Origin of the sequence: Streptomyces sp. NPDC001890 (assembly GCF_042891445.1) — a bacterium.
Lineage (GTDB): Bacteria > Actinomycetota > Actinomycetes > Streptomycetales > Streptomycetaceae > Streptomyces.
The window spans coordinates 1-16,844 of the sequence record NZ_JBIATE010000008.1 but is presented as its reverse complement, the minus strand read 5'-3'; the positions used below and the strand labels follow the sequence as shown (position 1 = coordinate 16,844).

The 16,844-nt window shown below is 71.6% G+C and carries 18 protein-coding genes and 1 pseudogene; 8 read left to right on the top strand and 11 right to left on the bottom strand.

Features of this window, described 5'->3' with window-relative positions; translation table 11 throughout:
- Window positions 1–37: 37 nt before the first annotated feature.
- Complete coding sequence (locus ACFYY1_RS21070; protein ID WP_388587619.1) at window positions 38–202, bottom strand: hypothetical protein; 165 nt, start codon at window positions 200–202, stop codon at window positions 38–40.
- A 74-nt stretch (window positions 203–276) separates the two neighbouring features.
- On the opposite strand from ACFYY1_RS21070, the gene ACFYY1_RS21065 reads away from it, so the two are divergent.
- Window positions 277–1,221 (top strand): LysR family transcriptional regulator, encoded by a 945-nt coding sequence (locus ACFYY1_RS21065; RefSeq protein WP_388587616.1) that lies wholly within the window; start codon window positions 277–279, stop codon window positions 1,219–1,221.
- On the opposite strand, the gene ACFYY1_RS21060 is transcribed toward ACFYY1_RS21065, so the two are convergent.
- The 3 genes and pseudogenes from ACFYY1_RS21060 to ACFYY1_RS21050 all read right to left on the bottom strand — a co-directional run bounded on the left by ACFYY1_RS21060 (window position 1,160) and on the right by ACFYY1_RS21050 (window position 2,818).
- Window positions 1,160–1,753, bottom strand: coding sequence for a TetR/AcrR family transcriptional regulator (locus ACFYY1_RS21060; protein WP_388587614.1), 594 nt, complete (start codon window positions 1,751–1,753; stop codon window positions 1,160–1,162). The two genes, ACFYY1_RS21065 and ACFYY1_RS21060, sit on opposite strands and share 62 nt — an antisense overlap.
- A 29-nt stretch (window positions 1,754–1,782) precedes the next feature.
- A pseudogene (locus tag ACFYY1_RS21055) lies at window positions 1,783–1,956 on the bottom strand (long-chain fatty acid--CoA ligase); the annotation flags it as partial.
- A 97-nt stretch (window positions 1,957–2,053) separates the two neighbouring features.
- Window positions 2,054–2,818, bottom strand: a complete 765-nt coding sequence (locus ACFYY1_RS21050; RefSeq protein ID WP_388587611.1) for an SDR family oxidoreductase — start codon at window positions 2,816–2,818, stop codon at window positions 2,054–2,056.
- 185 nt (window positions 2,819–3,003) lie between these two features.
- On the opposite strand from ACFYY1_RS21050, the gene ACFYY1_RS21045 reads away from it, so the two are divergent.
- Window positions 3,004–4,269: an exo-beta-N-acetylmuramidase NamZ domain-containing protein gene (locus ACFYY1_RS21045; RefSeq protein WP_388587609.1), complete on the top strand. Its 1,266-nt coding sequence runs from the start codon at window positions 3,004–3,006 to the stop codon at window positions 4,267–4,269.
- Window positions 4,270–4,326: 57 nt separating this feature from the next.
- On the opposite strand, the gene ACFYY1_RS21040 is transcribed toward ACFYY1_RS21045, so the two are convergent.
- On the bottom strand, window positions 4,327–7,149 hold the full coding sequence (locus tag ACFYY1_RS21040) for a penicillin acylase family protein (RefSeq protein WP_388587606.1): 2,823 nt from the start codon (window positions 7,147–7,149) through the stop codon (window positions 4,327–4,329).
- A 228-nt stretch (window positions 7,150–7,377) separates the two neighbouring features.
- Here ACFYY1_RS21040 and ACFYY1_RS21035 point away from each other — a divergent pair, with 228 nt between their 5' ends.
- Window positions 7,378–7,977, top strand: coding sequence for a hypothetical protein (locus tag ACFYY1_RS21035; protein ID WP_388587604.1), 600 nt, complete (start codon window positions 7,378–7,380; stop codon window positions 7,975–7,977).
- Window positions 7,978–8,042: 65 nt separating this feature from the next.
- On the opposite strand, the gene soxR is transcribed toward ACFYY1_RS21035, so the two are convergent.
- Window positions 8,043–8,516: a redox-sensitive transcriptional activator SoxR gene (gene soxR, locus ACFYY1_RS21030; protein WP_388587602.1), complete on the bottom strand. Its 474-nt coding sequence runs from the start codon at window positions 8,514–8,516 to the stop codon at window positions 8,043–8,045.
- A gap of 131 nt (window positions 8,517–8,647) precedes the next feature.
- Here soxR and ACFYY1_RS21025 point away from each other — a divergent pair, with 131 nt between their 5' ends.
- Window positions 8,648–9,109, top strand: coding sequence for a MaoC family dehydratase (locus ACFYY1_RS21025; protein ID WP_388587600.1), 462 nt, complete (start codon window positions 8,648–8,650; stop codon window positions 9,107–9,109).
- 47 nt (window positions 9,110–9,156) lie between these two features.
- On the opposite strand, the gene ACFYY1_RS21020 is transcribed toward ACFYY1_RS21025, so the two are convergent.
- From ACFYY1_RS21020 to ACFYY1_RS21010, 3 genes are all read right to left on the bottom strand, one after another.
- The gene (locus ACFYY1_RS21020) at window positions 9,157–9,780 is read right to left on the bottom strand and encodes a TetR/AcrR family transcriptional regulator (protein WP_266736152.1); all 624 of its coding nucleotides are present in this window, start codon (window positions 9,778–9,780) and stop codon (window positions 9,157–9,159) included.
- A gap of 81 nt (window positions 9,781–9,861) precedes the next feature.
- The gene (locus tag ACFYY1_RS21015; RefSeq protein ID WP_266736154.1) at window positions 9,862–10,152 is read right to left on the bottom strand and encodes a YiaA/YiaB family inner membrane protein; all 291 of its coding nucleotides are present in this window, start codon (window positions 10,150–10,152) and stop codon (window positions 9,862–9,864) included.
- Between the two features lie 91 nt (window positions 10,153–10,243).
- A complete protein-coding gene (locus ACFYY1_RS21010; RefSeq protein ID WP_388587597.1) occupies window positions 10,244–11,395 on the bottom strand; it encodes an acyl-CoA dehydrogenase family protein in 1,152 nt (383 codons plus the stop codon).
- 65 nt (window positions 11,396–11,460) lie between these two features.
- Here ACFYY1_RS21010 and ACFYY1_RS21005 point away from each other — a divergent pair, with 65 nt between their 5' ends.
- The 4 genes from ACFYY1_RS21005 (at window position 11,461) to ppk2 (ending at window position 14,908) form a co-directional block, all read left to right on the top strand.
- Entirely contained in the window at window positions 11,461–12,135 is a 675-nt protein-coding gene (locus tag ACFYY1_RS21005; RefSeq protein WP_388587594.1) for a TetR/AcrR family transcriptional regulator, read from the top strand.
- Window positions 12,136–12,150: 15 nt separating this feature from the next.
- Complete coding sequence (locus ACFYY1_RS21000; RefSeq protein WP_388587592.1) at window positions 12,151–12,873, top strand: ArsR/SmtB family transcription factor; 723 nt, start codon at window positions 12,151–12,153, stop codon at window positions 12,871–12,873.
- A 33-nt stretch (window positions 12,874–12,906) separates the two neighbouring features.
- Window positions 12,907–13,887, top strand: a complete 981-nt coding sequence (locus tag ACFYY1_RS20995) for a DMT family transporter (RefSeq protein WP_388587589.1) — start codon at window positions 12,907–12,909, stop codon at window positions 13,885–13,887.
- A 76-nt stretch (window positions 13,888–13,963) separates the two neighbouring features.
- Entirely contained in the window at window positions 13,964–14,908 is a 945-nt protein-coding gene (ppk2, locus tag ACFYY1_RS20990) for a polyphosphate kinase 2 (protein ID WP_388588089.1), read from the top strand.
- Between the two features lie 203 nt (window positions 14,909–15,111).
- Here the strand turns inward: ppk2 and ACFYY1_RS20985 are convergent, their stop codons facing one another.
- The gene (locus ACFYY1_RS20985) at window positions 15,112–16,194 is read right to left on the bottom strand and encodes a Zn-dependent alcohol dehydrogenase (RefSeq protein WP_388587586.1); all 1,083 of its coding nucleotides are present in this window, start codon (window positions 16,192–16,194) and stop codon (window positions 15,112–15,114) included.
- Between the two features lie 55 nt (window positions 16,195–16,249).
- On the bottom strand, window positions 16,250–16,844 hold a 595-nt coding region (locus ACFYY1_RS20980; RefSeq protein WP_388587584.1), incomplete at its 5' end, for an aldehyde dehydrogenase family protein.

The window sequence follows — 16,844 nt, the reverse complement described above, 5'->3', positions numbered from 1 at the left end:
CAACGGGTTCCGGGCCCGCGCCCGCCCGGCGGCCGGCTCAGTAGCCGCCGGATCCCACGTGGTCCGCCAGTGCCAGCTCACGGACGAAGGCCCTGATCCGCAGCAGGCACCGGGCGGCGAGGCGTACCGCCGGCGCGTGGTGTGGACCGTACGCCGCGGTCCAGAGCGCGGGGACGTGTGCGGACGGCTGGATGTGAGTCATACCTCCAGCTTCGGCCCGCATCCGAGATCGGTCCAACAGATGGTTCAGCTGGCTGCGATCGATACCGTTGATGGATGGAGCTACGCCAACTCCGCCACTTCATGGCGGTCGTCACGCACGGCGGTTTCACCGCCGCGGCCCGTGCCGAGCTGATCGTGCAGTCCGCGTTGAGCACCTCGGTGCGCAACCTCGAACGGGAGCTGGGGGCCGAGCTGTTCGACCGGACCGGCCGGCGGGTGATCCTCACCGAGGCGGGCCGGGCACTGCTGCCGGCGGCCCGTTCGGTGCTCGCCGGGACCGAGGCGGCACGGCACGCGGTGGCTGCCGTGGCGGGGCTGGTGACCGGCCGGGTCAGGATCGGCACCATCCAGACGCTGACCTGCGTGGACCTGGCGGCCGAGCTGGCCTCGTACCACCGGCGGTGGCCCGGGGTGCAGATCTCGCTGCGCGAGGCGACCACGCCGGAGCTGGTCTCGGGGCTGCGGGCCGGTGAGCTGGATCTCGCCTATCTCGCGCCGGACGCCGCCGAACTCCCCGAGGGCATCGTCGGGTTCGCGACCTGGCACGAGGACCTGGTGCTGATCACCGCGCCGGGCCACCGGCTGGCGACCGCAGGACGCACCCTGGTCAAGGATCTCGCCGACGAGCCGTTCGTGGACTTCCGCGCGGGCACCGGGCTGGAGACCGCGGTGCGGAGACTGGCCGCGCACTGCGGTCTTGAGCGCCGGATCACCTGTGACGTCACCCAGATCCGGCTGCTCGTCGATCTCGTACGGGCCGGGATCGGCGTGGCGATCGTGCCCCGGCGGATCGGTGAGGACGCGGGGCTGCCGTGTGTGAGCATCCGCCAGCCCGAGCCCGGCCGGACCGTGGTCCTGGCGGGGCGGGCACCCCGGCCGGGCAACCCGGCGGCGGAGGCACTTCTCGACCGGCTGACGAGCCCGGCCGGGACAGCCCTCAGGGCCGCAGCGCGCGCAGCAGCAGATCGGCCAGGTGGTCGGCGACCTCCTGCTGGCTGAGCGGGCCGTCGGGGCGGTACCAGGTGGACAGGTGGTGGACCGAACCGAAGTGGTAGTCGACGACCAGGTCGGCCGGGGTGGCCGTGGAGAACACCCCGCTGCGCTGCCCCTCCTCCACCAGGGCCCGGAAGCGTTCGTGGTAGCGGCGCCGCTCCACCCGGACCTGCTTGTTCTTCTCCGGGCTCAGGTGGTGCATGGACCGGAAGAAGATCGAGGCGTCGTCGAGGTTCTCGATGGTCGTGACGACCACGTCCGCCGCGGCGTCGCGCAGCCGCTGCTCGACGGGGGCGTCGGCGTCGGCGAAGGCGTCGAGGCGCTCCTGCTGGAGGCGGAGCACCCGGGCGTAGACCTCCTGGAGGAGGTCCTCCTTGGAGCCGAAGTAGTGGTAGAGGGCTCCCTTGGTGACGCCTGCCGCCTCGACGATCTCCTGGACCGAGGTGCGGTCGTAGCCCTGCTCGGCGAAGAGCCGGGTGGCGGCGGCCAGCAGCCGCTGAGGGACGGGAGCCGTGTCCCCGTCCGTCGCCTTGGCCATTGCCGCCACCTTCCTTCCGCGTGAATCGGTCATCGGCGGGAACGCAGTTCCCGCCTGAGGATCTTCCCACTCGCCGTCTTCGGAGGTTCGGCCAGGATCTCGACCTCGCGCGGGTACTTGTACGCGGCGAGCCGTTCCTTGTAGTACGCACTCAACTCTTCGGGCCCGGCCGAGGCACCGGGCCGGAGGCTGACGTATCGACGGGTGCCCGCCGGGCCTCGCCGAGCAGGGCGGTCCAGGGCTTGGCGGCGTAGACGGACCCGGCCGTGCGCCGGTCTCATCCCCCCTCGGCGGACCCGGTCATGCGCCGGTCTCCTCCCACTTCTGCTGAAGGTGGTTCATGCTGCCGAGCCAGCGGTCGGTGTCCTTGCTGCGGGCCTGGTAGTACCCGGCGACCTCGGGGTGCGGCAGGACGAGGAAGCGGTCCTCGGCGATGGCGTCGAAGAGCGCTCCGGCGACCGCCTCGGGCTCGATGGCACCGGGGGCGAGAACGAGTTCCCCGGCCGATCCGGCGGCGGTGAGCATGTCCGTCCGTACGCCCTGCGGGCAGATCGCGTGGACCTTGACGCCGCGGTGGCGGTAGGTGAGCGAGAGCCATTCGGCGAAGGCGACGGCACCGTGCTTGGTGACGCTGTACGGCGCGGCGCCGATCATCGTCAGCAGTCCGGCGGCGGACGCGGTCGTGACGAAGCGCCCGCTGCCGCGCTCCAGCCAGTCGGGCAGCAGCGCCCCGGCCGCGCGGACGTGGGCCATCACGTTGACGTCCCAGGCCGCGGCCCAGACCTCCTCGTCCGCGAAGACGTCGCCGGGCGAGGCGAGGCCGGCGTTGGCGCAGTAGATGTCGACGGTGCCGTCGAGCGCGTCCCTGGCGGCGTCCACGATCCGCGAGGCGTCACCGGCGACGGCGACGCCGCCGATCTCCTCGGCCAGCGGCTTGATCCTCGCCTCGTCGAGGTCGTTGACCACGACCCGTGCGCCCCGGTCGGCGAATCCGCGGGCCAGAGCGGCTCCGATGCCGCCTCCGGCCCCTGTGACCACCACGCCCGCGCCCTGCACCGCACTCATCGGGACCCGCCTCTCTCAACCGACTGCCCTGGCAGACTAACCAGTCGGTATGCCGGAACGGAAGGGGCGGAGACCGCTCCGGAGACACTCCCGTCACAACCGTCCCGTCCGGCTCGTTCCGTATGGCCTGAACGCGCGCTAGCGTGCGTGACCATGACAGAGGTCGCGATCATGGAGGTAGCCGAATGAGCCTGTCCAGACGTGGTTTGCTGGCCGCCGGCGGTGCGGTGGGGGCCCTCGCGGCGACGGCCGCCGGGACCGGGGCCGCGAGCGCCGCCCCCTCCGCGGGCAAGAAGCAGGGCCGGGTCCGTACCGGCTTCGACCGGCTGGCGGCGGACGGCTACGCGCTGCTGAGGGGCGAGAAGGTCGGGGTGGTCACCAACCCGACCGGGATCACCTCCGACGTCCGCCACATCGTCGATGTGATGCACTCGGACGAGCGGGTGGACCTGATCGCCGTCTTCGGCCCCGAGCACGGCTTCCGCGGCACCGCGCAGGCGGGCGGTTCCGAGGGGCGGTACGACGACCCGGCGACCGGACTGCCGGTCTACGACACGTACCTGAAGAGCGGCCGGCCGCTCGCCGATGTCTTCACGGCGTCCGGCGTGGACACGGTCGTCTTCGACATCCAGGACGCGGGCGCCCGCTTCTACACGTACATCTGGACGCTGTACGACTGCATGGAGGCCGCGGCGCTCGCCGGGAAGCGGTTCGTCGTCCTGGACCGGCCGAACCCGGTGACCGGGCGGGCGGCGCTCGGTCCGGTGCTCGACCCGGCGTTCGGCACCTTCGTGGGCCGCCGGGAGATCGCCCAGGCGCACGGCATGACGGTCACCGAGCTGGCCCTGCTCTTCAACGCCCGGTTCCTGGCCGAGCGGCCGGTGGACCTGCGCATCGTGAGGATGTCCGGCTGGAAGCGCTCGGACTTCTTCGACACGACCGGGCTGCCGTGGGTGCCGCCGAGCCCCAACATGCCGACGCCCGACACGGCGCTCGTCTACTCGGGGACCTGCCTGTTCGAGGGCACCAACCTCTCCGAGGGCCGCGGCACCACCCGGCCGTTCGAACTGCTCGGCGCGGAGGGCGTCGACCACCGCTGGGCGGCGGCCGCGAACGCGCTCGACCTGCCCGGGGTGGCGTTCCGCGAGGCGTACTTCGCGCCGACGTTCTCCAAGTTCCAGGGCAGGACGGTCGGCGGCGTGCAGCTGCACGTCCAGGACCGCGAGGTCTTCGATCCGGTACGCACCGGGATCGCGCTGCTGGTGACGGCGAAGCAGACGTGGAGCGGGTTCGCCTGGCGCGCCGACAACTGGATCGACAAGCTCACCGGCAACACCCGGGTCCGCACGATGATCGACGCGGGGGCGGACACGGACGAGGTGGTGGGGGCCTGGGCGCAGGATCTCGCCGCGTTCCGTGCCGTGCGCAAGCAGTATCTCCAGTACCGGTGAGACGACGCCGGGCGGGCCCGAGGAAATCGGACCCGCCCGGCTCAGCGGTTCATCGCCCTACCGGTGGGCGGGGAACTCCACCACCTGCTGGTACGTCGGGCGGTTCTGCCAGTGGATCGCCTTCTGGCCGATCCCGCCGAGCGGCCGGTGGACGATCGAGTCGGCGCACCACTGCTCGCCCGCCTTGCAGTTGTCGTCCCCGGGGTAGACCTCCGTCGCCGGCCGGGCCACGGCCTGCTTCAGGGACGCGAGCAGCGCGTCACGGCAGCTGCCCGCATCGCCGTTGCCGCAGTACGTCCTGGCCAGCGGCCCCTCGACCGGCTGCCCCAGGACCTGGCGCAGGTCCTTGTCGACGAAGCCCCACCAGCCGTACTGGAACGCGGACCCGCTGTGCGCGCCGCTCGCGCCGTGGCTCGCCGCCGGGGACTCGTCGGTGGCGACGTTGGCGGTCAGCGCTCCGTACAGGTCGTCGCCGAGCCCCGGCCTGAACTCGGCCTCGACCAGTTCCGGCCACCACGCGTCCATGATCCGCACCGCGTCGGCGTGGGTGTACGTGTGCGAGCCGGGGCTGCTCTCCCGGCGCTGCGAGCCCGAGGCCCGCCAGGACTCCAACTGCTGTACCGCGCCGTTGAGTTCGGAATCGGTCACCGGCTTCGAGCGGATCACCTTCAGCAGTTCGGGCAGCAGCTGCTCACCGCGCAGATCGGTGACGGCGGCCTCGGCCATGGCCCGGGTGAGGGACGCGCGGGTCACTCCGCCCTCCTCGACCAGCTTCGCCACCCGGTCGTCCAGCAGATCGCCCCGGTGCACGGCGCTGAGCCCGAAGCCGGCGGACGCGTACCCCTTGGCCTGCTTGTTGTTCCAGGAGATGTAGTAGTCCTGCCCGCTGGAGTGCGGGTGCTCGGCGAACGCGGTGTACGCGGCGGTGTTGGCGGCCGGGTCGTACCCCTGCCACTCGTAGGCCCGCGCGGCCCGCACCGGCAGCGCCGGGTCGACGCCCGCGGCGCGCACCGGATTCATGCCGCTGTTGTAGTAGGCGGCGGTGCGGGAGTCGGCGTAGAACCAGTTGAAGGCGTAGTCGATATTGCTCGCCGCCCGCTGGAAGGAGGCGGCGTCCTTGACGTACGACGGGTCGTTGAGCATCTGGAAGCCGATGATCGAGTCGGCCTCGTGGCGGTAGGTGGTGCGCAGCGAGGTGTACGCGACGGGCTTGCCGCCCACGGTGGCGCGGTGGGTGACGATGCCGTAGTTCGTGCGCCTCACCTGCATCCGGTAGGAGCCCTTCGCCGTGGAGTCGGCGACGGTCGGCTTCCAGGAGTTGGTGTGCTCCAGCGTCTCCATGGCGGTGCAGGTGCCGCGGTAGAGGTAGTGCGTGGAGTCCTTGGCGGGCGTGGAGCCGTCGGGCTCGCACAGCTCGATGGCGTAGGTGTCGGTGATGTCCTGGCCGGCCGAGGTGGCGCTCCAGGCGTAGTCCTGACCGCGGCCCATCTGGATGTACATGCCGACACCGGCGAAGGAGACGCCGCGGGCGCTGATGCCCGGCCCCTGGAGTTCCTGGAGCATCATCAGCTGGGGGGCGAAGTAGCCGGTCTGCGGCCCGAACACGGCGACGGGGTTTCCGCTCGCGGTGTTCTTCCCGGAGACCAGCAGGGCGTTGGACATGCCGCGCTTCTGGGCGCCGGATCCCGAACCGGGCAGCGAGCCCTCGGGGATGACGCCGTCGTCGTAGATGCCCTGGGCCTTCTTCAGCGGGGCCGGGGCCTTGACGGGGGCCTTCCGGTCAGTGCCCGCGGAGCCGGTCCGGTCGTATATCAGGGGCTCCGGGGTGACGGACCCGGCGTCGGGCAGCGCGGTGCCGCGCGCCTTGCCGGGCTTGCCCGCGTACGGGAACGAGGTGCCGTCATGGATCGTCAGCACGGCCTCGGGGTCCTCCCGCTGGCGGAAGGACTCCCAGACCTTGGTGCCCTCGGCGACGCCGTACTTCTGCTGGGCGGCCAGCAGCGAGAGCGCCGCCTGCACCTCCCCGCCACCGCCACCGCCGAACTGACCGCCGACCACCGAGGCGATGGAGATCAGGTCGGTCAGCTTGAAGGGCTGTATCTCGCCGATGTTGGTGATGGCGTCGACCTTGCCGGTGAGGACGTACTCGCCCGGGAAGTAGCGGCCGTTCTTGGACTTCGTCCGGTAGGCGTTGATGCCGTCGACGTACGCCTGGGCATCGGCCATGGCCTGCTTGCCGCGGGCGCCCTCGTGGGTCCTGATGTACTCGACCTGGGCTTCGAGATCGGCCTCGGTGTACGGGGCCTGCGGCCAGAACTGCTGTTCCAGGCCCTGGTTGGCGAGGGCGCCGCCGGCGAACGAGGTCAGTTCGCCGCGTCCGATGTGGCGGAAGAGGTCCATCAGCCAGAGCCGGTCCTGCCCGGCGGCGAATCCCGCGCCGAACTCGGTGCCGTAGCGGGTGGTGCCCTTGATGTGCGGGACGCCGGTCGCCTTGTCACGGGTGATGGTGACGTCGTCCCGGGGCGAGGTGACGGACTCGACCTGGTTCTCGGGCACGCCGAACGAGGCGTCGTTGAAGAAGTCGGTCAGCTTCTGGTCGGTGAGCCCCGACTGTCCGGCCACCAGGCCGTTGTAGCGGTCGAGCTGGTCGTCGCTGTGCTTGGGGTGCGTACCGAACGCCTTGTTGCCGAGGATGTCGACGAGGGTGGCGTTGCCGTTCTCGCCGGGCGGCAGGATGTCGTCGCACTGCCCCTGGCAGTAGTCGGTGACGGGGGCGGGTTCTGCGGCGCCGGCCTGCGGCGTGGCCGCGAGCAGGGTGGTGCCGAGGGCGAGAACCGCGGCGACGGCGGCGGCTCTGAACTTGACGGTGCGTGGGGGCATGCGTGCTCCTCCGGGAGGCCGATGCGCCGGAGGTTACTGGCGATATGACTCGTCAGTAAGGTGAACAACCGTCACCTTCTCCGAATCGTCACACGGCATCGACCGCAGCAGCACCGCACCGCCGGACCGCACCGAATTCCGGACAACATCAGCCATGCGGGATCCGATCGGGGTGGCCGTACGTCCATCCTTCGACGCCGAAGTACGAGCGACGGAGGTGACGGTGCGGTGGCGGGATTCCGGAGTCTTGCGAGACAGGTCCGCGATCCACGGAGCGATCTGGCACTGCGGCGGTATTCGCTGCGCAAGTGCCTGGAGAGGTTCGCCCCTTACGGACATCGGGCGACCTGGGACCATCTGTGCGTGCGGCACGGCATCGGGCCCGAGGACCGGTCCCCCGATCCGGCGCGGCTGATGCGCGCGCTGGACGAGCTGGAGGCGGCGCGGGCGGTCTGGCTCGGTTACGAGGCGGGGTTCGCCGAGCGCCGCAGGCGGGAGAAGCACGACGGGCTGCGCCGGCCCGGCGCGTTCGACGACTGGCACCGGCGCAGCTGGGGCGGCAACGGGGTCGCCCGCTGCGAGGATCCGGCGGTGCACCCGTCGGCGCCGCTCGCCGAGGTCCTGAGCCGGCTGATCGCGGCGCTGGAGTCGGCCCCCGGCACGTCCTGCCCGGTCTGCGCGGGCGCCGACCTCCGCTGGCTCCACGAGCCGTGGTCGGGCCCGGTCTGCACGGACTGCGGGATCGTGGTGCCGCAGCCGGTACTGACCCCGCGGGCACTGGCGAAGGCCCGGAGCACCCCGCGGCGAGACCTGGCATCCGTGGCGTGAGACGTGCCGGGGCATGCGGCCCGATCGCGCCCGCCGCCCGGCCCCCGCACCGGCGGCGCCCGGAGCTACGGGCGCTCGGCCGGCGGGTGCTCCGGCATCAGGCGGGAGCCACTGATCCGCCGGCCGGAGATGTCGTCGGGGTTGGAGAGCACGCAGTTCTCCAGCGACAGGCAGCCGCAGCCGATGCAGTCGGTGAGATGGTCCCGCAGCCGCCCCAACCGCGCGATGCGGTCGTCGAGTTCGGAGCGCCAGGCCGCGGAGAGCCGTGCCCAGTCCTCGCGGTTCGGGGTGCGCTCCTCGGGGAGTTCGGCGAGGGCGTCCCGGATCGTGGCGAGCGGGATGCCGACGCGCTGTGCCGCGCGGATGAACGCCACCCTGCGCAGCGCGTCCCTGGTGTAGCGGCGCTGGTTGCCGGTGGTGCGGCGGCTGCTGATCAGGCCCTTGGCCTCGTAGAAATGCAGGGCCGAGACGGCGGCGCCGCTGCGCGCGGAGAGCTGTCCGACCGTGAGCTCGTGGAGCGTCTGTGGGATCTGGGGCACCCCTCCAACCCTACTGTCCCGCCTCGCGCCGGGTCCCTCGTTGACAGGAACGCACCCGCCAACCATGCTGAGCAAGCGCTTAGAAAGTGCGATGAGGGATGCCCAGAGCTGGAAAGGCAGGGACCAGGGACATGGCAGAGCCGAGGATCTTCACGTCCGCGCAGGAGCTGAGCGACGGAGTGGGCGAGCAGCTGGGGCACAGCGACTGGCTGGAGATCGAACAGAAGAGGATCGACCTCTTCGCCGACGCCACCGGTGACCACCAGTGGATCCACGTGGACCCGGAGCGGGCCGCCGCCGGACCGTTCGGCGCGACGATCGCGCACGGCTATCTCACGCTCTCGCTGCTGCCGACGCTCGTACCGCAGATCATGCGGGTCGAGGGCATGAAGATGGGCATCAACTACGGGACGAACAAGGTCCGTTTCCCCTCCACCGTGCCGGTGGGCTCGCGGCTGCGCGCGTCGGCCGTCCTGAAGAGCGTCGAGGAGGCCGGGGGCGGCGTGCAGGTCACCGCCGTCGTCACGGTCGAGCGCGAGGGCGGCGACAAGCCGGTGTGCGTGGCCGAGTCGGTGTCCCGCTACTACTTCTGACACCCCCGAGGACGCGCCGCCGCTTCCGGACAAGCGGCCCGCGGCCGCTACCGCTTGGCCGCGACCATGCGCAGCACGAGGTCGGCGTAGAGTTCGCCGACCTCGTCCGGCGTCCGGCTGCCCTGCTCGTTGAACCAGCGCGCCACGTCGATGCAGAGCGAGAGCACGGCGAGCGTGGTGCCCGGCACGTCGGGGACGTCGAACTCCCCCGCCTGCACGCCCTCACCGATGATCCGGCGCACCACCGCGTCGCTCCTGCGCCGCAGTTCGACGATCTCGGTGCGGTGCTCCTCACCGAGGGCGTCGAGTTCGTACTGGACCACGCGGGCGGTGGTGTGCCGCTCGGCGTGCCAGCGGACGAAGGACCGTACGGCCTCGGCCAACCGCTCGGCCGCCGTGCCCCCGCTGTCGGCGGCCGCCTCCAGGACGAACAGGGCACGGTCGTGGCCGATCCGGCTGATCCGGTGGAGCAGCTCTTCCTTCGTCTTGTAGTGGATGTAGAGCGCGGCGGGACTCATCCCCGCCCGGCCCGCGATGTCGCGGGTGGTGGTGGCGTGGTACCCGCGCTCGGCGAAGGCGTCGACGGCGGCGACGAGCAGCCGCCTGGCCGCCTCGGGCGTCACCTCGGCCCACGGCGCGCTGTCGCCGTCGGTCTCCTCCGCCGTGCTCATCGTCACTCGCCCCTCTCATCAGCAGGACGAACACCATACCCCGAACCTGAGCAAGCGCTTAGGGTCCGTCCGGCGGGATCGTCAGAGCTTCTGGAAGGGGTCGTGCTCGGCGAGGATCTTCTCCAGCCGGGCCTGGTCGACCCGGCTGGCGATCCGGCCCTCCTCCTGCCGGTCACGGATGACCTTGGCCAGGGTGAAGCAGGAGGTGACGAGGTAGAGGACGCCGATCGCGAGGAATCCGCGGACCCAGGCGTCGGCGTCCAGGAAGTAGATACCGAGGGCCACCGCGCCCATCGCCACCCCGAAGGAGGCGACGGCCTGCCCATAGAAGGCCGCGGTGCCCTGCTGCTTGACCTGTGCTGTCTCACTCATGCCGCCCAGCATCGGCCGAGGTGGCGTGCGCCACATCCGCTCGGGTACTCAGCCCGGTACTCAGACGCCCGTTCGAGCGTCGGAGCCCGCGTCAGAAGGCGGAGACCCCGGTGAGCGCACGGCCGATGATCAGCTTCTGGATCTGGCTGGTGCCCTCGTACAGCGTCATCACCCGGGCGTCGCGCAGCAGCTTGCCGACCGGGTACTCGTCGATGTAGCCGTAGCCGCCGAAGACCTGGAGCGCGTTGTTGGCGGCGCGGACGGCGGCCTCGGACGCGAAGAGCTTCGCCTGGGAGGCGGCGGTGGCGAAGTCCTCGCCGCGGTCGACGAGGTCCGCCACCCGCCAGGTCAGCAGCCGGGCGGCGTCGACGTCCACGGAGATGTCACTGATGAGTTCCTGGACGAGCTGGTGGCTCGCGATGGACTTGCCGAACTGCTCGCGCTCGCCCGCGTAGCCCACGGCGGCGTCGAGGGCGGCCTGTGCGATGCCGACGCAGCCGGCCGCGACCGACATCCGTCCCTTGGCCAGGGCGGACATGGCGATGGAGAAGCCCTTGCCCTCCGGTCCCATGAGCGCCGAGGCGGGCACCCGGACGTCCTCCAGGACCACTTCGGCGGTGGCCTGGCCGCGCAGGCCGAGCTTGCCGTGGATGGTGCGACGGCTGAGGCCGGGGGTGCCGGTGGGGACCAGGAAGGCGGATATGCCCTTGTGGCCCGGGGTGTCGTTGGTGCGGGCGAAGAGCAGCACGACATCGGCCCAGGTGCCGTTGGTGATGAACATCTTGCTGCCGTTGATGACGTAGTCCTCGCCGTCCCGGACGGCCCTGGTGGTCAGGTTCCCGGCGTCGGAGCCGGTGCCGGGCTCGGTGAGGCCGAAGCAGCCGATCGCCTCGCCCGCGGTGAGCCTCGGCAGCCAGTGCCGCTTCTGCTCCTCGTCGCCCCAGGCGGCGATGGTCTTGGCGACGAGGCCGAGGGAGACGGAGACGATGCCCCGGACCGAGGAATCGCCGCGCCCGAGCTCCTCGGTGACCAGGCAGTAGGCGAGGTGGTCGCCACCGGAGCCGCCGTACTCCTCGGGAACGGTCAGTCCGAGGAAGCCGACGGAGCCCAGCTTCTTCACGATCGACTTGTCGACGTTCTCGGAGCGGTCCCACGCCACGGCGTTCGGGGCGACCTCGCGGGCGACGAAGTCCTTGGCGAGCTGCCGGACGGCTTCCTGCTCCTCGCTGAGCTCCAGGTTCATCCTTCGACTCCCACACTTTAATTAGCACTGCTAGTTTTCCGCTTTCAGGCCCTACTATGTGCCGCATGGCCCGACCGCGCAAGCCCCTCCTCAGCAGAGACCGCATCGTCGAGACGGCGGGCGCGCTCGTGGACTCCGAGGGGCTCGACGCCGTCTCCACCCGTCGGCTCGCGGCCGAACTCGGGGTCAGCGGACCCTCGCTCTACAACCACTTCCGCAACAAGGACGAGATCCTGGACGCGGTCGCGGACGCCGTGTCCGCGCAGGTCGATCTGTCGATGTTCGACGAGTCGGACACCCGCGACTGGCGCGCCGCCCTGCACGACTGGGCCGTCTCCTATCGTGCGGCGCTCACCGAGCACCCGCACATCGTTCCGGTGCTGGCCCAGGGCCCCGGCCGCCGCCCGGCCGGACTCCGGGTCGCCGACGCGGTGTTCGGCGCGATGGTCAGGGCCGGCTGGCCGCCCGCCCAGGCCACGTACATCGGGGCCCTGATGCGCTACTTCATCACCGGTTCGGCACTGGGCTCCTTCGCCCGCGGCTTCGTCGACGACGAGACGGCGTACGACCCCGCCGACTACCCGCACCTGGGCCAGGCCCATCTGCTGGCCGAGCGGGGCCGGAAGGTCGACGAGGGGGCCTTCGAGACCGGGCTGCGGGCCCTGGTCGACGGACTCTCGGCCCAGTACGAACTGCTGGCACCGGCCAGAACGGTTCGGCCGGCGCCGAAGCGTCCCTGACGCATCCTGGTTCCCATGGCACGCATGGCACACCCCGACCCGGCAGCGCCCCGGCTCGCCACCCTGGCCGCGCTCCTCGCCGACGAGACCCGCGCGGCCTTCTGCCTGGCCCTGCTCGACGGCCGCGCCTGGACCGCCGGTGAACTGGCCCGGTACGCCTCCGTGGCACCGTCGACCGCCAGCGAACACCTCGGCAAGCTCGTCGCGGGCGGGCTGCTGGCCGAGGAGCGGCAGGGCCGCCACCGCTATCTGCGGCTGGCCGACGAACGGATCGCGCACCTCGTCGAGGACCTGGCGGCGCACGTCGTCCCCGGCTCCGCACCCGTGCGGCCGCGCACCCTGGGCGCGGCGGGCGCGGACAGCGCGATGGCCCGCGGCCGCACCTGCTACGACCACCTCGCGGGGCGGATCGGCATCGCGATCGCCGATGCCATGACCGTACGGGGGCTGCTGGCCCAGGACACCGGCTTCGCGCTCACCGGCGAGGGCCTGCGCTGGTTCGACGAGCTGGGCATCGGCCTGGAGACGGGTTCGCGGCGTCCCCTCGTACGCGGCTGCCTGGACTGGACGGAGCGCAGGCCGCATCTGGCCGGGGTGGCGGGCGCCGCGCTGTGCCGTCATGCGCTGGACGCCGGGTGGTGCGTACGGATCGGGTCCGGGCGTGCGGTGAAGGCCACCCCGGCCGGGGAACGGGCGCTGTACGAGCACCTCGGCATCGAGCCGACGACAATTCGGTAGGGGCCGAACGGTCGCGGCCCTACTGTCGGGGCCATGACCACACCCCCGATCCCCGCCCCCGCCGCCGCCCGCCGCGACTGGCGGGCCACCGCCGCGGCCTGCACCACCGTGCTGCTCTGGGCCTCCGCCTTCGTCTCCATCCGCAGCGCCGGCGAGGCCTACTCGCCCGGTGCGCTCGCCCTCGGCCGGCTGCTGGCCGGCTCGCTGGCGCTCGGCGTGCTCCTGGTGGTGCGGCGCGAGGGGCTGCCTTCGCGGGCCGCCTGGCCGGGGATCATCTGGTCCGGGCTGCTCTGGTTCGGGCTGTACACGGTGGTGCTCAACTGGGGCGAGCAGCAGGTCGACGCGGGCACGGCCGCGATGGTGGTGAACATCGGGCCGCTGCTGATCGCGCTGCTCGGTGCCCGGATGCTGGGCGAGGGGCTGCCCCGCAGGCTGGTGGCGGGCATGGCCGTGTCGTTCGCGGGCGCCGCGGTGGTGGGGCTCTCGATGTCGGGGGAGGGCGGTGCGTCGGTGCTAGGAGTGGCGCTGTGTCTGCTGGCCGCCGTGGCGTACGCGACCGGGGTGGTACGCCAGAAGCCCGCGCTGCGGCACGGCTCCGCGCTGCAGATCACCGCCTACGGCTGCCTGGTGGGCACCGTCGCCTGTCTGCCGTTCTCCGGTGCGCTGGTCTCCGACGCCGCCGGCGCACCGCTGTCCGCCACCCTGAACATGGTCTATCTGGGCCTCTTCCCGACCGCGCTGGCCTTCACCACCTGGGCCTACGCCCTCGCCCGGACCACGGCGGGCCGGATGGGCGCCACCACGTACGCGGTGCCGGCGCTGGTGGTGCTGATGTCCTGGCTGGTGCTGGACGAGGTGCCCGCGCCGCTCACCGTCGGCGGCGGACTGCTCTGCCTGGCCGGGGTGGCGGTCTCCCGGCTGCGTCCGCAGACTGGCCTGACGCGAAAGAATCCGGCACCGCCGGTGGAGGGACGCCGACATGACGCGGAACACCGGGAAGCCGACCGGCGCTGAGCGGACGGAGCAGCGGGACGCGAAGAAGACGGAGCAGCGGGACGCGAAGAAGCGGCGGAGCGGGGACCGGGAAGCCATGCTGGACGCGCTCACCGAGGCGGCACGGTACGGCGGCTCCGGGCTCGAAGGCTTCCGGGTGGCCGACAGCGGCGACGACGATCCGGTCCTGGTGACGCCCGAGGGCCGGGCCCGGGACGCCTGGCGGGAGAACTACCCGTACGACCACAAACTCGGCCGCCGGGCGTACGAGAAGTCCAAGCGTGCCCTCCAGATCGAACTGCTCAAGCTCCAGCACTGGGTGAAGGAGCGCGACGAACGCCTCGTCATCCTCTTCGAGGGGCGGGACGCGGCCGGCAAGGGCGGCACGATCAAGCGGTTCACCGAGCACCTCAACCCCCGTGGCGCGCGGGTGGTGGCGCTGGAGAAGCCCACCGAACGCGAGCGCACCCAGTGGTACTTCCAGCGGTACACGGCGCATCTGCCGTCGGCCGGGGAGATCGTGCTGTTCGACAGGTCCTGGTACAACCGGGCCGGTGTGGAACGGGTGATGGGGTTCTGCACCACCCGCGAGTACCTCGAATTCATGCACCAGGCGCCGGGCTTCGAGCGGATGCTCGCCCGGGACGGCATCCACCTGGTGAAGTTCTGGTTCTCCGTCTCCCGCAACGAGCAGCGCAACCGGTTCATGATCCGCCAGATCGATCCGGTACGGCAGTGGAAGCTCAGCCCGGTCGACCTCGCCTCGCTGGACAAGTGGGACGCGTACACGGAGGCCAAGGAGCTGATGCTGTTCCACACGGACACGGCGGACGCGCCCTGGACCGTGGTGAAGAGCAACGACAAGAAGCGGGCCAGGCTGGAGGCGATCCGGCACGTGCTGCACCGCTTCGACTACCCGGACAAGGACGTCGCGGTGGCCCATGAGCCGGACCCGCTGATCGTGGGCCCGGCCTCCCGGCTCTTCGAGCAGGGCGAGATGGACGCCCGGCTGCTCACCACGCACAGGGCGGTCAGACCCTAAGGGCTGTCCCGTAATCCCTGGCGGGCGCGCGACGACGGCCACGGCACCTCGCCGCGTTGTCGGAACGCCCGAATACATCCAGTATTCGGGCGTCCCTCCGCCTTGCGATGCACCGCGTCCGACGCCGCACGCTGATCCACCAGGGATTACGGGACAGCCCTTAGGTGTACTCGGTCGTGTCCGGCGGGGATCGCGGACGGCTGTCAGAAGACCACCAGGGCCCGGCCGCCCTTGCCCGCGATCATGTTGTCGAACGCCGCCGGGATGCCGTCGAGGGTGATGCGTTCGGTCACCAGGGCGCCCAGGTCGAGCCGGCCCTCCCGGACGTGGGCGGCCAGCACGAGCAGGTCCCGTGCGGGATCGGAGTTGCCGTAGACGCAGCCGGAGAGCGTGCGGCCCCAGTGGAAGAGCTCCAGGGCGTTGAAGGTGACCTGCTGGTCCTTGCCGCCGATGCCGACGACCGTGGTCCGGCCGCCGCGCCGGGTCGACTCCCAGGCGGTCCGGATGGTGACGGCGCGGCCCACGCACTCGATGGCGGCGTCCACCCCCTGCTTGCCGGTGAGGGCCCGGATCTCACGCGCGGTGTTCTCCGAGGCCACCACGTAGTCGGTGGCACCGGCGATGCGGGCCAGCTCCTCCTTCTGCGGGGAGACGTCGACCGCGACGATGCGCGAGGCACCGGCGATGCGGGCGGCCTGGAGCGCGGCCAGCCCCACTCCCCCGGCGCCGAACACCGCGACCGTCTCGCCCTCGCGCAGCTGCGCCGAGTGGTGCACGGCGCCGTATCCGGTGAGGACCGCGCAGCCCAGGAGGGCCGCGTCGGTGAGCGGGATGCCGTCCGGCACGGGCAGGACGCAGCCGGCGGGTACGACCGTCTCCTCGGCGAACGCGGCGACGTTGAGCCCGGGGTGCAGTTCGCTGCCGTCGTCCGCCCGCCGGGCGTGCACGGCACCCGCGCCGTTCAGGGCGTTCGCGCAGAGCCAGACCTCGCCCAGCGCACAGGCGTGACAGTTCCCGCAGGAGGGCGCCCAGTTGAGGACGACGCCGTCGCCGGGTGCCACATGGCCGACGCCCTCGCCGACCGCGACGACGGTGCCCGCGCCCTCATGGCCGAGGACGGCGGGGACGGGCACCCGCATGGTGCCGTTGGACAGCGAGAGGTCGGAGTGGCAGACCCCGGCGGCGGCGAGGGCGACCCTCACCTGACCGGGTCCGGGCTCCGGGAGTTCGATGCCGGTGATCTCCAGGGGAGCTGAGACGGCGGGCAGTACGGCGGCGCGGACCACGGACAGGCTCCTTGACGGTGGGCGACGGAGGAACGGGGCGGGGCGAACAGGGCGGTCAGAACTGGAGGGACTTGGTCTGGAGGTACTCCGCGAGCCCGTGGGAGCCGAGTTCGCGGCCGACGCCGGACTGCTTGTAGCCGCCGAACGGGGCGAGCGGGTTGAACCGGCCGCCGTTGATGTCGACCTGCCCGGTGTCCATCCGGCGGGCGAACGCCACCGCCTCGGCCTCGTCTCCCGCCCAGACCGCGCCCGCCAGGCCGTACACGGTGCCGTTGGCGATGCGCAGGGCGTCGTCCTCGTCCTCGTAGCGGATGAGCGAGACGACGGGGCCGAAGATCTCCTCCTGGGCGATGGTCATCTCCGGGGTGACGTCGGCGAACACGGTCGGGCTGACGAAGTAGCCCTGTTCGCGCGGGGACTCGGGGCCGCCCGCGACGAGGCGGGCGCCCTCCGCCACTCCCTTCTCGATGTAGCCGCGCACCCGTGCGTGCTGCTTGGCGTTGACCAGGGGGCCGATGCGGTCGCCGTACTTGGCGGCCGCCTCCGCGGCGAGCTCGACCGCCTCGTCGTACCGGGAGGTGTGCACCAGCATCCGGGTCCAGGCGCTGCATGTCTGGCCGGAGTTGCCCATGACGTTGGCGACGCCCACG

What these genes read in the sequence shown, in the direction of transcription:
- ACFYY1_RS21070 (WP_388587619.1), bottom strand. Translation starts at nt 202, where the DNA reads ATGACTCACATCCAGCCGTCCGCACACGTCCCCGCGCTCTGGACCGCG.
- ACFYY1_RS21065 (WP_388587616.1), top strand. Translation starts at nt 277, where the DNA reads ATGGAGCTACGCCAACTCCGCCACTTCATGGCGGTCGTCACGCACGGC.
- ACFYY1_RS21060 (WP_388587614.1), bottom strand. Translation starts at nt 1,753, where the DNA reads ATGGCCAAGGCGACGGACGGGGACACGGCTCCCGTCCCTCAGCGGCTG.
- ACFYY1_RS21050 (WP_388587611.1), bottom strand. Translation starts at nt 2,818, where the DNA reads ATGAGTGCGGTGCAGGGCGCGGGCGTGGTGGTCACAGGGGCCGGAGGC.
- ACFYY1_RS21045 (WP_388587609.1), top strand. Translation starts at nt 3,004, where the DNA reads ATGAGCCTGTCCAGACGTGGTTTGCTGGCCGCCGGCGGTGCGGTGGGG.
- ACFYY1_RS21040 (WP_388587606.1), bottom strand. Translation starts at nt 7,149, where the DNA reads ATGCCCCCACGCACCGTCAAGTTCAGAGCCGCCGCCGTCGCCGCGGTT.
- ACFYY1_RS21025 (WP_388587600.1), top strand. Translation starts at nt 8,648, where the DNA reads ATGGCAGAGCCGAGGATCTTCACGTCCGCGCAGGAGCTGAGCGACGGA.
- ACFYY1_RS21020 (WP_266736152.1), bottom strand. Translation starts at nt 9,780, where the DNA reads ATGAGCACGGCGGAGGAGACCGACGGCGACAGCGCGCCGTGGGCCGAG.
- ACFYY1_RS21015 (WP_266736154.1), bottom strand. Translation starts at nt 10,152, where the DNA reads ATGAGTGAGACAGCACAGGTCAAGCAGCAGGGCACCGCGGCCTTCTAT.
- ACFYY1_RS21010 (WP_388587597.1), bottom strand. Translation starts at nt 11,395, where the DNA reads ATGAACCTGGAGCTCAGCGAGGAGCAGGAAGCCGTCCGGCAGCTCGCC.
- ACFYY1_RS21005 (WP_388587594.1), top strand. Translation starts at nt 11,461, where the DNA reads ATGGCCCGACCGCGCAAGCCCCTCCTCAGCAGAGACCGCATCGTCGAG.
- ACFYY1_RS21000 (WP_388587592.1), top strand. Translation starts at nt 12,151, where the DNA reads ATGGCACGCATGGCACACCCCGACCCGGCAGCGCCCCGGCTCGCCACC.
- ACFYY1_RS20995 (WP_388587589.1), top strand. Translation starts at nt 12,907, where the DNA reads ATGACCACACCCCCGATCCCCGCCCCCGCCGCCGCCCGCCGCGACTGG.
- ppk2 (WP_388588089.1), top strand. Translation starts at nt 13,964, where the DNA reads ATGCTGGACGCGCTCACCGAGGCGGCACGGTACGGCGGCTCCGGGCTC.